Origin of the sequence: Hydrocarboniphaga daqingensis, from assembly GCF_900129825.1 — a bacterium.
Lineage (GTDB): Bacteria > Pseudomonadota > Gammaproteobacteria > Nevskiales > Nevskiaceae > Hydrocarboniphaga > Hydrocarboniphaga daqingensis.
Map to the genome: position 1 here is coordinate 316,262 of NZ_FQWZ01000006.1, position 12,518 is coordinate 328,779.

The following is a 12,518-nucleotide window of genomic DNA, read 5'->3' on the forward strand; positions in this document are numbered from 1 at the left end:
GGTGGCACGAAAGAATCAGACGCTGCGGGCTTCTCCCTGACGCAGCAGCCACATTGCGTCGTCGGCCAGACCGGCCTCGGCGAGCGCGGCGCGCAGCAGCCGCGGCGGCTCGTCGAGCGCGTCGTCGGCCAGTTCGAAGCTGCCCCAGTGAATCGCCAACGACCGACGCGCGCGCAGTTCACGATGCAGTTGCACGGCTTGTGCCGGGTCGATGTGCTGTCCTTGCATGAACCAGCGCGGCGCGTAGGCGCCAATGGGCAATGCGGCCAGATCGATATCGCCGGTGCGGTCGGCGATCTGCGCCAAACCTGACCAGTAACCCGTGTCGCCGGCAAAGTAGAAACCGAAGTCGGTGCTGCGCGCGGTCCAGCCGCACCACAGCGTGCGGTTGCGGTCGCGCAAGCCGCGCGCGCTCCAGTGCTGCGCCGGCACGCAGTCGAACGTCAGGCCGCGATACGCGTGACGCTGCCACCAGTCATGCTCATGGACATCGACACAGCCCCAGTCGCGCATCAGCGCGGCCAGGCCGAGCGGCGCCAGGAAGCGAGTCGGTGTGGACTGCCGTTGCGAACGACGCGCCAGCGCGCGCACGGTGGCGCGGTCGAGGTGGTCGTAGTGGTTGTGCGATATCAGCACGACGTCGATCGGCGGCAGTGCGTCGACGTCGACGACGCAAGGCACCTTGCGCGCAGGCCCGGCGAAACTCAGCGGCGAGGCGCGATGCGACAGCACCGGGTCGGTCAGTATCCACAGCCCGTCAAGATGCAGCAGCACGGTGGCATGGCCGATCCACCAGACGCGCCGCGATTCAGCGGGGGCCAGCGTAAAGTCGGGAGCCTGCGTCCACTGCGCGGCAAACGCGCGGTAGCCCGCTTGCGGCGGCTGCGGCACGCCGGCCGCGCGGCGTTCGCGACGCCAGCGCCAGAAGTCGCCGCCGATGCGCGCGGCTGGGTCCGGATTCTGAAAGCCCCAGGCGGTGTGATGCGCGGGACGCGACACGGTCAGCGCGCAGCAGGCCGCTGGATCGTCGATTCGAGGTTGTTGCGTACCTCGCGCGCGTCGAATCCATTGAGCTTGTCGGCCGGCTTGGGATTCTTGAACACCAGGATGTCGGCCTGCGCATCGTAGGCGGCGTCGCGATTGCCGCCGAGCAGCGTGCCCAGGCCGATCGACACGCCGGTACCGAATCCGCCCGAGCCGCCACCGACGCCGATGCCGACGCCGCTGCTGACACCGTTACCACTGCGCGCCGGGTCGGCGCGGGTCTGCCGGTCGGCGATCAGAAACCAGTCGTAGCCGTTGTTCAGCGTGACTTCGGCGGCGCGGTACATCAGGTAGTTTTCGACCGTCTCGCGCGGCGTGGCGCCATTACCGCGATAGCTGACGCGGTAACGATTGGATTCGAGCCGCTGTTCGGCATAGCCCTCGCCGTCGCGCAGGCTCTGGTACGGGGTCGCCGTGGCACAGCCGCCGAGCCACAGGCAGGCCGCGGCCAGGCCGGCAGCGCCGAGCGCGCGTCGTAGCGCCGGCAACGTGAAGGTCAGCAATTGCATCGGAGTCTCTCCTGCGCCGGTTGGCGCCTCGTCGGCCATCAGACGCCGCGAATGCGGCGACAGTTCCGGATCGCCATCATCGTAGATAACCGGCGGGCTCGATGCCCATGCGCCGGCAACTGTGCGCGACCACGCCCTCGGACAGCGCGGCGCGCAGCGCCGGACCGGCCAGGTCGAGGCTGCGTGCCGCAGCCTCGGCGCGCAGCCGGTGCAGCCGCGTGCGCTGCATCAGCGCGCAGGCCCAGTCCGGCAACAACGCGGCACCGGCGCCGAGAAACAACTCACGGCCGATCGCGCCGCCGACGACCGGCAGCCGGATCGCATGCAGCACGCGCAGCACTTCGCGCGAGCGCTCGTCGTAGCGCAGCTGCGGCTGCACACGGCGCAGGTACTGCTCGACGCCGGCCACCGACTTGGGAACGCGCTCGGCACCGAGCCGCTCGGCGACGCGCGCGGTCTCGCGGTAATAGCGGTCTCGCTCGGCCGCGCTCAGCAAGCGCCCGCGATAGCGCTCGTAGCCGGCCAGGAAGCTCGCCATTTCGGTGACGTGGACCCAGACCAGCAAGTCCGGGTCGTCAGCCGCGTACGGTTGCCCGTCGGCAGTGACCCCGCGCACCTGGTGGTGGATGCGGCGCACGCGCTCGATCATCTGCAGCGCGGTGTCGGTCGGGGCATAGCTGGTCGCCGCGACGAAAGCCGTGGTGCGCCGCAAGCGGCCCAGCAGGTCGGTGCGGAAGTTCGAGTGGTCCCAGACACCGGCCAGGGCCCGGGGATGCAGCGTCTGCAGCATCAGCGCGCAGACGCCGCCGGCCATCATGCCGGGGAAGTCGGCGTGCACCTGCCAGGTGATGCTGCGCGGCCCGAACAAGCCCGGATCACCCTGTGGATGGTCGTAGTCGATGCCGTCGCCGGCACGGTGGGTCAGCAGGTCGATCAGCACCTGCCGTACGCGACCACGCAAGTCCAGCATGGGCGCTTTGGGCGGCGTTGGGGTTACCAGCTTGGAAGGGGTCATCGCGGCATGATGGCAATCAAAGGGGCATGACAGGGCATCTGCTATCGTCGCCGCCTGCCTTGGAGGGGACCTGCAGATGCCGACGAAAAAGAAGATGGCCACCACCGATACGCTGAGTGCCGCCCTGCTGGACGCACATGTCGAATTCGTGATCGAACAGCTCACGGGCGAGGGGCTGGGCGAGGCGCTCGCGCAGGTGCTCGACACGCTGCTGGCCGACGCTGCCAAGCTCAAGCTCAAGGACGTGGTCACGCCCAAGATGATCAAAGACACGGCACGTACCTATGCCGTGGAACTGCAGTTCGGCGGCGGCTTGCCGGAGCTGGTCGGCGATATCGCCCGCGCACTGCACGGCCACAAGATCCACGAGTCGACCACGTTCGGCGACATCGTGTCGGACCGCTACGTCGGCGAGATCACCGACAAGCTGCTGGAGTTCAAGTCGCTGCGGCAGAAGATCGTCGTCGAGCTGTTCAGCGGGCCGCTGTACGCGCAGTTTGCGTCCGACCTGCTGTACTACGGTATCCAGGGCTATCTCTCCAACAACGCGCTGACGCGCAACATTCCCGGCGCCGGCTCGATGATGAAGTTCGGCAAGGCGGTGATGAACAAGGCCTCGCCCGGACTCGACGGTGCGCTCGAAGAAGGCTTGAAGAAGTACATCGGTAAGAGCGTCGAGGCCACGTCGCGGCGCAGCGTCGACTTCCTGCTGCACAACATCTCCGACAGCGCGATCCGCGAGATGGTGCTCGACATCTGGGAGCGGGTGCGCGAACTGCCGGTGGCGAGCTTGCGCGAGGACATCGGCAGTCTCGACCAGGAAGAGCTGTTCGTGATCGGCTACGAGTTCTTTCAAGAGCTGCGCCGCACGCCGTTCTTCGGCACGATGCTCGACGCCGGTATCGACAGCTTCTTCGACAAGTACGGCAGCAGCACGCTGATCAACCTGATCGACGACATCGGCGTGACCCGGCCGATGATGCTGGCCGAAGCAATGCGCTATGCCCCGCCGATCCTGAAGACGCTGAAGAAGAAGAAACTGCTGGAGCCGAACGTGCGCGCGCTGCTGGCGCCGTTCTACGCATCCGGCATCGTCGAGCGCGTCGTCGCCTCGCAATGAGCGATCAGCGGCACCGCGTCCCGCGTCATGCCGCGCAGCGAGCCATGACGACGGGCGTGGGAGCAGGTGAACTCGGGGCCGAGTAATAGACCCCGACGACGACCGCCATCCGCGCACCGGCAGGACTCAGTTACGCTTCAGCCACACCGCCGCCTAATGCGCGGCCATCGAATCGAAGCAGACAGGGGCGGCATGCGGGTGGATGACGACGCGGCACCGTTCTTCATCGTGTTCAACATCGGCTCCGGCCATGGCGACCGCGATGCCACCCGCGCCCGCATCGCCGACGCGATGCATGCCGCCGGCCGCCGTTACGAGCTGCACGACGTCGACGATCCATCGCAATTGCCGATGATCGCCGCACGCGCCGTGCGTGACGCCGAAGCGCAGCACGGCATCGTCGTCGCCGCCGGCGGCGACGGCACGATCAACGCGGTGGCCGCCGCCGTGCTCGGTCATCCGGTCCGATTCGGCGTGCTGCCGCAGGGCACATTCAACTACTTCGGCCGCGCCAACGGCTTGTCGCAGCAGATCGATGAAGCACTCGATACGCTTCTGACCGGTCGCCTGCAGCCGACCCAAGTCGGGCTCGTCAATGGCCATCCGTTTCTGGTCAATGCCAGCATCGGCTTGTATCCCCGGATTCTCGAAGACCGCGAGGTGTTCAAGCGACGCTATGGCCGGCATCGGCTGGTGGCGCTGGGCGCGGCGATCGGCACCGTGCTGCGGCAGCATCGTCACTGGATGCTGCGGATCGAGGACGAGCGCGGCCGCGCCGGCATGATCGACACGCCGACGCTGTTCGTCGGCAACAATTCGCTGCAACTGGAACAGGTCGGCCTGCCGCAGGCGCGCGACGTCGAAGCCGGCTACCTGGCCGCCGTGGCGATCAAGCCGGTCGGACGCCTGGGCCTGTTTCTGCTGGCGTTCCAGGCCGCGCTGGGCCGCCTGCGCCAGGCTGATGACGTGATCCACTTTGCGTTCAAGCAGCTGCGCGTGACACCGCTGCGGCGCCGCCCGCGCCCGCTGAAAGTCGCAACCGACGGTGAGATCCGCTGGCTGATGCCGCCGATCGAGCTGCGCGTCGCCGACGAGCGTCTGAACCTGCTGGTGCCACGCGATCCAGCACAAGCCGAGCAGGCCCGGCAGGCATGAGCGCAACGCTGACCTTGCTGCATCTGTCCGATACGCACTTCGGCAGCGAGTCACCGGCGGTCGCCGACGCCTTGCTGCGCTTGAGCGAGCAGCAGCAGCCGACGATGGCGATTCTGTCCGGCGACATCACGCAGCGTGCGCGCCGCGCGGAATTCGCGGCTGCCGCGCGCTTTCTGCAGGGCCTGGCGAAACCGGTGCTGGCTCTACCCGGCAATCACGACATTCCGCTGTTCAATTTGCCGGTACGGCTGCTGAGTCCGTATGGCCCGTATCGACGCGCGCTACGCCAGCCGCTGACGCCGACCTTCGCCAGCGACGCCTTGCTGGTGATCGGCGTCAATACGACGCGCTGGTTCCGCCACAAGGACGGCGAAGTGTCGCCGGAGCAGATCGAACAGGTCGGCGAGCAACTGAAACAGGCGCAGCCGTCGCAATTGCGTGTCGTGGTCACGCATCAGCCGGTGCATGTGACCTCGCCGCGCGATCAGCACAATCTGCTGCACGGGCACCAGGAAGCCGTTCGAGCCTGGAGCGCGGCGGGCGCCGACCTGATCCTTGGCGGTCACATCCATCTACCGTACGTGCGCAACCTGCGCGAGCACGACACGACGCTGCCGCGCGACACCTGGTGCGTGCAAGCCGGCACGGCCGTATCGACACGCGTGCGTTTCGAAGCACCCAACAGCGTCAACCTGATCCGTTACCAGTCGCAGAACCGCAGCGGACAGGTCGAGCGCTGGGACTACGACGGCACGCGCAACGCGTTCGCGCTGCACGAGACGACTCGATTGATGCTGGCTCCGGCCTGAGCCGGCGGCGCTAACGACCGGCGTCGCCGGCCAGCGCATCGGGCGCCACCAGTTCCGGGCGGCGCGCGATCAGCGGGTGCAGAAACACCGCGGCCAGCACCACGGCCACGCCGGCATAAAACGCCAGGCCCAGCTCGCGCTGTTCACCCAGCAGCAACGCGGCGAGCACGATCGAGTACAGCGGTTCGAGATTCACCGCCAGCTGCGCCGAAAACGCCGACAGCTGCCGTAGCGCGACCAGCGACAGCGTGAACGGCAACAAAGTGCAGCCCAGCGACAGCACCATCAACAACACCGCATCACGGCCCTGCGGTGGCTGCAGCAAGGCGCCGAGTCCCCCATCGAACAGCGGCGCCAGCAGCGGCAGCAGCAGCACGCCGGTGCCCAGTTCCAGCGCGGTGACCATCAGCGAATCGGAGTCGCCGGCATAGCGCTTGTTCATCGCGATGAAGAACGACACCAGCAGCGCCGACAGCGCGCCGACGCCAATGCCGAGCATCATGCCGGCGGGCACGCCGCCGACGACCAGCGCCACGCCCGGCAACACGGCCACGCCGAGCAGCAACTCGCGCACATCGAAAGGCCGGCGCGCGATCCAGGGCTCGACCACGGCCAGAAACGCGGGCGCCAGCGCCAGGCAGGTGACCGCGACCGAGGCGTTGGCGAGCTTGATGGCGCCATAGAACGTCAGCCAGTGCAGCGACACCAGCACGCCGATCACCGCGTAGATGCCGAGCAGCCGGCGCGGCACGGCGCGCAGCGCGCGCCAGACGCGCGGCACGCACGCCAGGCATAGCACGACGACCAGCATGCGCCACCAGACCAGCGCCAGCGCCGGCAGCGAGATCAGCTTGCCCAGGATCGCCGTGAAGCCCCACAGCAACACACAGAAATGCAGTTGCCACTGGGCTTTGGCGGTCGCAGTCAGGGCCACGGGAGATACCAGCATCGTCGGGAAAGGCGCGCAGCTTGCCGCGCCCACCCGCCGTTGGAAAGGCGGGTGTCAGCGGCGGCTCAGCCAGCCGGCACGATCTTGTGACGACCCAGCACGACCGCAAGCCCGGTTGCAACGGCCGTCGGAGGCCATGCCTCGCAGCCGGGACCGATGCGCGCACCCGCCAATGGGCATAGCCTGTCCTGGTACCCGGACTGTCAGGAGATCGAAAGCCATGATCCGTTTCTCATCCGCTGCAGCGGGCGACATCCATATGCTCGACGAACACGGTCGCCAGTTGATCGACGCGATGGGCAAGCCGCGCGGCGAGCGTGGCGTGATCACGGCTGGCGAGATCGGCGCCGTACTGACCCGTCTGCGCGCGGCCATCGCCCAGGACGCGCCCCAGCATGCGCACAGCGACGACACCGACGACGAGGCCGAGCGCGAGCGCCGTCAGCAGGATGTCGATCTGGGTCGCCGCGCATTTCCGCTGATCGACATGCTCGAGCGCGCTGCACGCAAGAACAAAGACGTGACCTGGGGCGTTTGAGCGAGCCGAGGTCAACGCGCTTGCAGCGCCGCGTCACGCCGTGGACGACGACGCGCTTCGAGCACCAGATACAGCAGCAGCGCGAACAGGCCCGGCAACAGGTAATACAAACCGCGATAGGCCAACAGCGCCGCCAGGATGCGCGCTGGCGGACACAGACCGTCGAGCACGGCCAGAAACACCGCTTCGAGCACGCCCAAGCCCGCGGGTACATGGGCCAGCACGCCGGCTACGGCGCCGAGCATCAGCGCGCCGAGCACGTCGCGATAGGCCACCTCGCCACCGAGCAGCACCCAGAGCAGCGCCGTCATCGTGGTCCAGTTGAACACGGACACCACACACTGGCGCGCGGCCAGCGGCAGCGGCGGCGCCTCGATACGAAGTCCGCGTACGAGCAGATGGCGCGGCGGCCGATGCCGGCACAGCAGCAGATACAGCGGCAGCACCAGCATCAGCAGCAGACCGCCACCCTGCAGCAACGGCTCCAACACCGCGATCGACAGCGGCAGCGCGACGCTGCCGGTCAGCAGTACCAAACCGAGCAGCGGCGTGTAGCCGATCCAGTTGCCGAGCATCGAAAACCCGACGATGCGTGTGATCGTGGCGCTGTCCAAGCCGTAACGCGAGTAAAGCCGGTAGCGAAAGCCGATGCCGCCGACGAGCGCGCCCAGGTTCAGATTCAGCGCATAGCTGACCAGCGCGGTCGTCAGCACGTTCGACGTCGGCAGTGCATGGCGTGCATAGCGCCTGCCGAGCAGGTCGAAGCTGGCATACAGCAGATAGCTGACCAGCCCCAGCACGGCTGCCAGCAGCAGGCTTTCGGCGTCGTAGGCCGCCAATGCGGCGCCGACCTGCGCCGCGTCGATTTGCCGGATGCGCGCGTACAGCAGCCACGCAATGCCGCCGAAAAACAGCAGCGTCAGCAGACGACGCGCCCAGCGCCAGCGCACATCATCGGTGACGTTCGTCGTGGCCTCAGAGTTGGAGCGTGCCATGCTCGCCGAAGGCGACCGTGCTGCCGGTGGTCATTGCAATACCCAGCGCCAACCATTGCCGCGCCTTGTTGCTGGGGCCGTCCCAGTATTCGGCGAACTCGGGCTGCACACGCAGCAATGCGACGCCGGGATCGCGGACGCCATCGGGGAACCAGACTTCGACGAGGTTAGTCCAGCGCCGCGCCTTCTGGTCCTCGTCGCGAACCAACTCGGCGCGGCCGCTGATCGCGACATATTCGCTGTCGGCCGTGTTGGCGTAGGTCAGCAGCACGCGTCCATCGTGCTGCTGCACTTCGATCGTCTTCTGCGAGCGGGTGGCGACGACGAACCACAGCGTCAGATCATCGTCCACACCGATGGTCTGCAGAGGCCGGCTGTGCATCGTCTGCTGTAAAGAATCGAGCGTCGTGAACATCGCCACGCGTGCTTTATCGATCAACTTGCGCAGGCGCGCCCGTTGTTCGTCATCGGCGGGTGTGTCAGCGATCGGACGGCGCGCATCATTCGGACCACTCATCGGACTCTCCATGTCGTATCGGGCTGCAACGTCTTACGGCGCGCGATTCATCTACGCGCCGGTGCGCAGCCTGTAGCCTGGGTACTGAAGCCGTCATGAACTCAGCAAGGAGTAACGCGATGAGCCAAGCCACTGAAAGCAGCCTCGACCCCCAGCAAGAAGACGGCGCCGATCTCGGCAACTTCTATCCGACACACCATGTACTGATTGCCTTCGAGCAACGTGAGCAGGCCGATGCGGCGCACCAAGCGCTGCGCGAAGCCGGCTTTGATCAGATCCGCCAGATCGACGACAAGACGATGGCCAGCGCATCGCAAAAAGGCCTGGACTCCGCGGGGCTGTTTGCCGCGATGGGCGCGTCACTGAAGATGGTCGAACTGCATCTGACGCTGGCCAAAGAGGGCTGTCACTTCCTGCTCGTCCATGCGCCGTCCGACGAGGACACCGAGAGGCTGATGCAGGTCATCCGTCGCGGCAGCTTCCGGATCGCGCAGAAGTACCGGCGCCTGGTGATCGAGACGCTCGACTAGCGGCGCAACGGCCGATCATCGTGGGTCGATATCGCTGTATCGACACGCCGCGCTGCGATCATCAGCCGCGCGGCGCGGAATGGCTCGACGCGATATCGGTCAGTGGCGACCCAGCGTGCGGTCGCTGAGCGGTGACGCTGCCGGCTCGCCTTTCTTACCGAGGTCTTCGAGCATCGTGCTCAAGTCTTCGGCGTGCTCTTCTTCGCTGGCGAGGATCTGCTCGATGACGCGTCGTGTCGTCGGATCGTCTTGACCGACGAACTGCGCGATCTCGCGATAGGTGTCGATCGCGATGCGTTCGGCCACCAGATCTTCCTCGATCATCTGCACCAAGCTGTCGCCTTCGACGTACTCGGCATGGCTGCGGGTTGCCAAGCCCTCCGGGTCGAAGTTGGGCTTGCCGCCGAGCTGGGTGATGCGTTGCGCCAGCAGATCGGCATGGGCCTGCTCTTCGTTGGCATGTTCGAGAAACTCGGCCGCGACCGACTTGGCGTGAATGCCCGAGGCCATGTAGTAGTGATAGCGATAGCGCAATGTGCAGACGATCTCGGTCGCCAGTGCCGTATTGAGCAACTCGATCACCTTGACGCGATCAGCGCGATAGCCGCCGGTCACGGCGCCTTGATCCAGGTGCTGACGCGCACGCTCGCGAATCGTCTTGATGTCGGTCAGAAACGCTGGCTTCTGCAGCGGGGGCGCGCCGTCGGTCGCGGTCGGCTGAGCGGTGTGGTCGCCTGGCATGAGATCCCTCCTTGGAATCCAATCGCAGGCCGGCACGCCGATGGCGGCGCAACGGCCCGTTGGAGCCGGCATTGTCAGCCGGCGCGATGAATCGGCGATGAGCCGCGGCGCGAGGGCGCCGCGATCAACGCTTCAGCACCTCACCGAAGTAGCGGCGCAGCTTGTCGACCTTGGGCAGCGCCACGCCGGCGATGTAGCCCTCGTTCGGGTGCAGCGCTGCGTAGTTCTGGTGATACGCCTCAGCCTCGAAGAAATCGTCGAGCTTTTCCAGCCGCGTGACGATCGGCGCGCCGTAGACCTGCGCAGCATCGAGCTGCTCGATGTAGGCACGGGCGATACGCTGCTGTTCGTCGTCGGCATAGAAGATCGCCGAGCGATACTGCGTGCCCAAGTCGTTGCCTTGGCGGTTGAGCTGCGTCGGATCGTGGGCGACCGCAAAGAAAATCTTCAGCAGTGCGCCGAAGCTGGTCCGCGACGGGTCGTAGGCGATCTGCACCACTTCGGCGTGTTCGGTACGCCCCGTGCAGACGGTCTTGTAATCCGCAGTCTCGGCGCTGCCGCCGGAGTAGCCGTTGACGACGTCGAGCACGCCGTCGACTTCACGGTAGACCGCTTCGACACACCAGAAGCAGCCGCCCGCGAGCACGGCGAGCTTGCGTCCGGGCGTGGCGCTGCGCGGCTCGTCGACGACGGCGGCGGGAACATCGCGGGGGCTGACGCGAAGGCCAGTGCCTCCGAAGAGTGAACTCATGACGGCTCTCCTGTTGCGGTAGCAGATCGTGTGGGCGCGCGGCCTGGATTCAACGGCTGGGCGTACGCCGCGCGGGTCAGTAGTGCGGCGGGATTTCGTCGAGCAAGGAGCCGCGTGCGGCGCCTTCGGGCTCGTTGGGCAGACGCTCGCTGACGCGCTTGAGCGTCAGCTGCATCTGGTCGATCAGGCGCGATTGGCGCGCGATCTCGTTGCTCAGGGTTTCGAGCGCGGCTTCCTGGTAGGCCAGCCGCGTTTCCAGGTCGATGAGACGGTCTTCGGGCATGCCCGTTATGCTCGCAAGATGATCGAGGACGCACACCCTACACCGAGCGTCGGCCCGGCCGCGACGGCGCAGCCAGCGGCAACGGCGAGCGTTGATGCGCTCGCCCGCTTCATGACCGAGCACCGGCGCTTGTTCGTGCTCGGCGGCGCGGGTTGCAGCACGGCCTCGGGCATCCCCGACTACCGCGACGACCGTGGCGCCTGGAAGCGGCGTCCACCGGTGACTTGGCAGGCGTTCAGCGGCGACCCGGCGACGCGGGCGCGTTACTGGGCGCGCAGCCTGATCGGCTGGCCGATGCTGTCGGCTGCCCGGCCCAACGATGCACACCGGGCGCTGGCCGCGCTGGAGTCGGCCGGCCATATCGACCTGCTGGTCACGCAGAACGTCGATGGCCTGCACCAGGCGGCGGGGAGCCAGCGAGTGATCGACCTGCATGGCCGCATCGATCGGGTCATCTGCATCGCCTGCAGCGCGACGCTGCCGCGAGCGGTGTTCCAGCAGCAGCTGGCCGCGCTCAATCCCGTCTGGGCGCAGTACGACGCGGCAGCCGCGCCCGATGGCGACGCCGATCTGGACCGCCACGACTTCCACGACTTCCGGGTGCCCGACTGTGCGGCCTGCGGCGGCCGGCTCAAACCAGACGTGGTGTTCTTCGGCGAAAACGTACCGGCCGATCGCGTCGCCACCGCGCTGGACGGCGTTGCGCAAGCCGATGCGGTGCTGGTCGTCGGCTCGTCGCTGATGGTGTATTCCGGCTTTCGCTTCGCGAAGGCGGCCGCCGAGCGCGGCATCCCGGTGGCGGCGATCAACCTGGGCGTGACCCGTGCCGATCCGCTGTTGAGCCTGAAGCTGCAGCAGCCGGTCGGCGAGACGCTGAGCGCGGTCTGCACGCAGCTCGGCATCGCCTGAGTGGCGGCCACCGCGTCGCCCCCAAACGAGCCCGGCGCTTACAACCGCAGCAGGACCCGGCTTGCGGCTTGCAGATCGGGTGATACCGACGAACGCCGGCCCGCCTATGATGGCCGCCCACATCCTGAGGCGGGAGCCTTGATATGAGCCTGTCCATGTACGAAGCGTCGGTGCCCTGCCTGGTGCGCATGCTCGACAACCTGCGTGTGATTCTCGGCAAGGGCGCGGCGCATGCCGACGCGGCCAAGATCGACCCCGTGGTGCTGACCGGCGATCGCCTGTTCCCCGACATGTTCCCGCTGACGCGGCAGGTGCAGATCGCCACCGACATGGCCAAGGGCTGCGTTGCACGACTGGCCGGTGGCGAGCCGCCGAGCTACGAAGACACGGAGACCACGTTTGCTGAACTGATCGAGCGCATCGAAAAGGTCCAGGCCTACATCAAGAGCTTCAACCCGGCACAGATCGACGGCAGCGAACAGCGCGCGATTGTGCTGAAGATTCGCGGCAACGAGGTGCGGTTCACCGGCCAGGCCTATCTGCTGCACTTCGTGATGCCGAACGTGCATTTCCACATCACGACGGCCTACAACATCCTGCGCCACAACGGCGTGGTGCTGGGCAAGCTGGATTTCCTCGGCGCGATCTAAGGC

16 protein-coding genes are annotated in these 12,518 nt (G+C 66.9%); 7 read left to right on the forward strand and 9 right to left on the reverse strand.

Annotated features, from left to right (window positions below):
- Window positions 1–15: 15 nt before the first annotated feature.
- The 3 genes from BUB09_RS13590 to BUB09_RS13600 form a co-directional block, all read right to left on the reverse strand.
- Window positions 16–999, reverse strand: a complete 984-nt coding sequence (locus tag BUB09_RS13590) for an MBL fold metallo-hydrolase (RefSeq protein ID WP_245793288.1) — start codon at window positions 997–999, stop codon at window positions 16–18.
- A gap of 2 nt (window positions 1,000–1,001) precedes the next feature.
- The gene (locus BUB09_RS13595) at window positions 1,002–1,553 is read right to left on the reverse strand and encodes a CC0125/CC1285 family lipoprotein (protein WP_072898261.1); all 552 of its coding nucleotides are present in this window, start codon (window positions 1,551–1,553) and stop codon (window positions 1,002–1,004) included.
- Window positions 1,554–1,629: 76 nt separating this feature from the next.
- Window positions 1,630–2,568: an oxygenase MpaB family protein gene (locus tag BUB09_RS13600; RefSeq protein WP_084083432.1), complete on the reverse strand. Its 939-nt coding sequence runs from the start codon at window positions 2,566–2,568 to the stop codon at window positions 1,630–1,632.
- A gap of 76 nt (window positions 2,569–2,644) precedes the next feature.
- Between BUB09_RS13600 and BUB09_RS13605 the strand changes: the two genes are divergently transcribed.
- The 3 genes from BUB09_RS13605 to BUB09_RS13615 all read left to right on the forward strand — a co-directional run bounded on the left by BUB09_RS13605 (window position 2,645) and on the right by BUB09_RS13615 (window position 5,652).
- Window positions 2,645–3,688 carry a hypothetical protein gene (locus BUB09_RS13605; protein ID WP_072898263.1) on the forward strand — a complete coding sequence of 348 codons (1,044 nt, stop codon included), beginning with the start codon at window positions 2,645–2,647 and terminating at the stop codon, window positions 3,686–3,688.
- A 192-nt stretch (window positions 3,689–3,880) separates the two neighbouring features.
- A complete protein-coding gene (locus BUB09_RS13610) occupies window positions 3,881–4,843 on the forward strand; it encodes a diacylglycerol/lipid kinase family protein (protein WP_072898264.1) in 963 nt (320 codons plus the stop codon).
- Complete coding sequence (locus tag BUB09_RS13615; protein ID WP_072898265.1) at window positions 4,840–5,652, forward strand: metallophosphoesterase family protein; 813 nt, start codon at window positions 4,840–4,842, stop codon at window positions 5,650–5,652. The genes BUB09_RS13610 and BUB09_RS13615 overlap by 4 nt, the downstream gene beginning before the upstream one ends.
- 10 nt (window positions 5,653–5,662) lie before the next feature.
- Here BUB09_RS13615 and BUB09_RS13620 read toward each other — a convergent pair whose 3' ends face one another.
- Window positions 5,663–6,586: a DMT family transporter gene (locus BUB09_RS13620; RefSeq protein WP_245793289.1), complete on the reverse strand. Its 924-nt coding sequence runs from the start codon at window positions 6,584–6,586 to the stop codon at window positions 5,663–5,665.
- 235 nt (window positions 6,587–6,821) lie between these two features.
- On the opposite strand from BUB09_RS13620, the gene BUB09_RS13625 reads away from it, so the two are divergent.
- Entirely contained in the window at window positions 6,822–7,139 is a 318-nt protein-coding gene (locus BUB09_RS13625; protein WP_072898267.1) for a DUF1840 domain-containing protein, read from the forward strand.
- Between the two features lie 11 nt (window positions 7,140–7,150).
- Here BUB09_RS13625 and BUB09_RS13630 read toward each other — a convergent pair whose 3' ends face one another.
- Both BUB09_RS13630 and BUB09_RS13635 read right to left on the reverse strand, forming a co-directional pair.
- Window positions 7,151–8,134 (reverse strand): lysylphosphatidylglycerol synthase domain-containing protein, encoded by a 984-nt coding sequence (locus BUB09_RS13630; protein WP_072898268.1) that lies wholly within the window; start codon window positions 8,132–8,134, stop codon window positions 7,151–7,153.
- Window positions 8,115–8,651, reverse strand: a complete 537-nt coding sequence (locus tag BUB09_RS13635) for a pyridoxamine 5'-phosphate oxidase family protein (RefSeq protein ID WP_072898269.1) — start codon at window positions 8,649–8,651, stop codon at window positions 8,115–8,117. Before BUB09_RS13635 ends, BUB09_RS13630 begins: the two co-directional genes overlap by 20 nt.
- A 119-nt stretch (window positions 8,652–8,770) precedes the next feature.
- On the opposite strand from BUB09_RS13635, the gene BUB09_RS16815 reads away from it, so the two are divergent.
- Window positions 8,771–9,181, forward strand: a complete 411-nt coding sequence (locus BUB09_RS16815) for a hypothetical protein (RefSeq protein ID WP_084083435.1) — start codon at window positions 8,771–8,773, stop codon at window positions 9,179–9,181.
- A gap of 99 nt (window positions 9,182–9,280) precedes the next feature.
- Here BUB09_RS16815 and BUB09_RS13645 read toward each other — a convergent pair whose 3' ends face one another.
- The 3 genes from BUB09_RS13645 to BUB09_RS13655 form a co-directional block, all read right to left on the reverse strand.
- Window positions 9,281–9,922, reverse strand: coding sequence for a ferritin-like domain-containing protein (locus BUB09_RS13645; protein WP_084083436.1), 642 nt, complete (start codon window positions 9,920–9,922; stop codon window positions 9,281–9,283).
- A gap of 124 nt (window positions 9,923–10,046) precedes the next feature.
- The gene (msrA, locus tag BUB09_RS13650; RefSeq protein WP_072898270.1) at window positions 10,047–10,673 is read right to left on the reverse strand and encodes a peptide-methionine (S)-S-oxide reductase MsrA; all 627 of its coding nucleotides are present in this window, start codon (window positions 10,671–10,673) and stop codon (window positions 10,047–10,049) included.
- A 76-nt stretch (window positions 10,674–10,749) separates the two neighbouring features.
- Window positions 10,750–10,956, reverse strand: a complete 207-nt coding sequence (locus BUB09_RS13655) for a SlyX family protein (protein ID WP_072898271.1) — start codon at window positions 10,954–10,956, stop codon at window positions 10,750–10,752.
- 18 nt (window positions 10,957–10,974) lie between these two features.
- Here BUB09_RS13655 and BUB09_RS13660 point away from each other — a divergent pair, with 18 nt between their 5' ends.
- Window positions 10,975–11,865: an NAD-dependent protein deacetylase gene (locus BUB09_RS13660; RefSeq protein WP_072898272.1), complete on the forward strand. Its 891-nt coding sequence runs from the start codon at window positions 10,975–10,977 to the stop codon at window positions 11,863–11,865.
- 143 nt (window positions 11,866–12,008) lie between these two features.
- On the forward strand, window positions 12,009–12,515 hold the full coding sequence (locus tag BUB09_RS13665) for a DUF1993 domain-containing protein (RefSeq protein ID WP_072898273.1): 507 nt from the start codon (window positions 12,009–12,011) through the stop codon (window positions 12,513–12,515).
- Window positions 12,516–12,518: the final 3 nt, after the last annotated feature.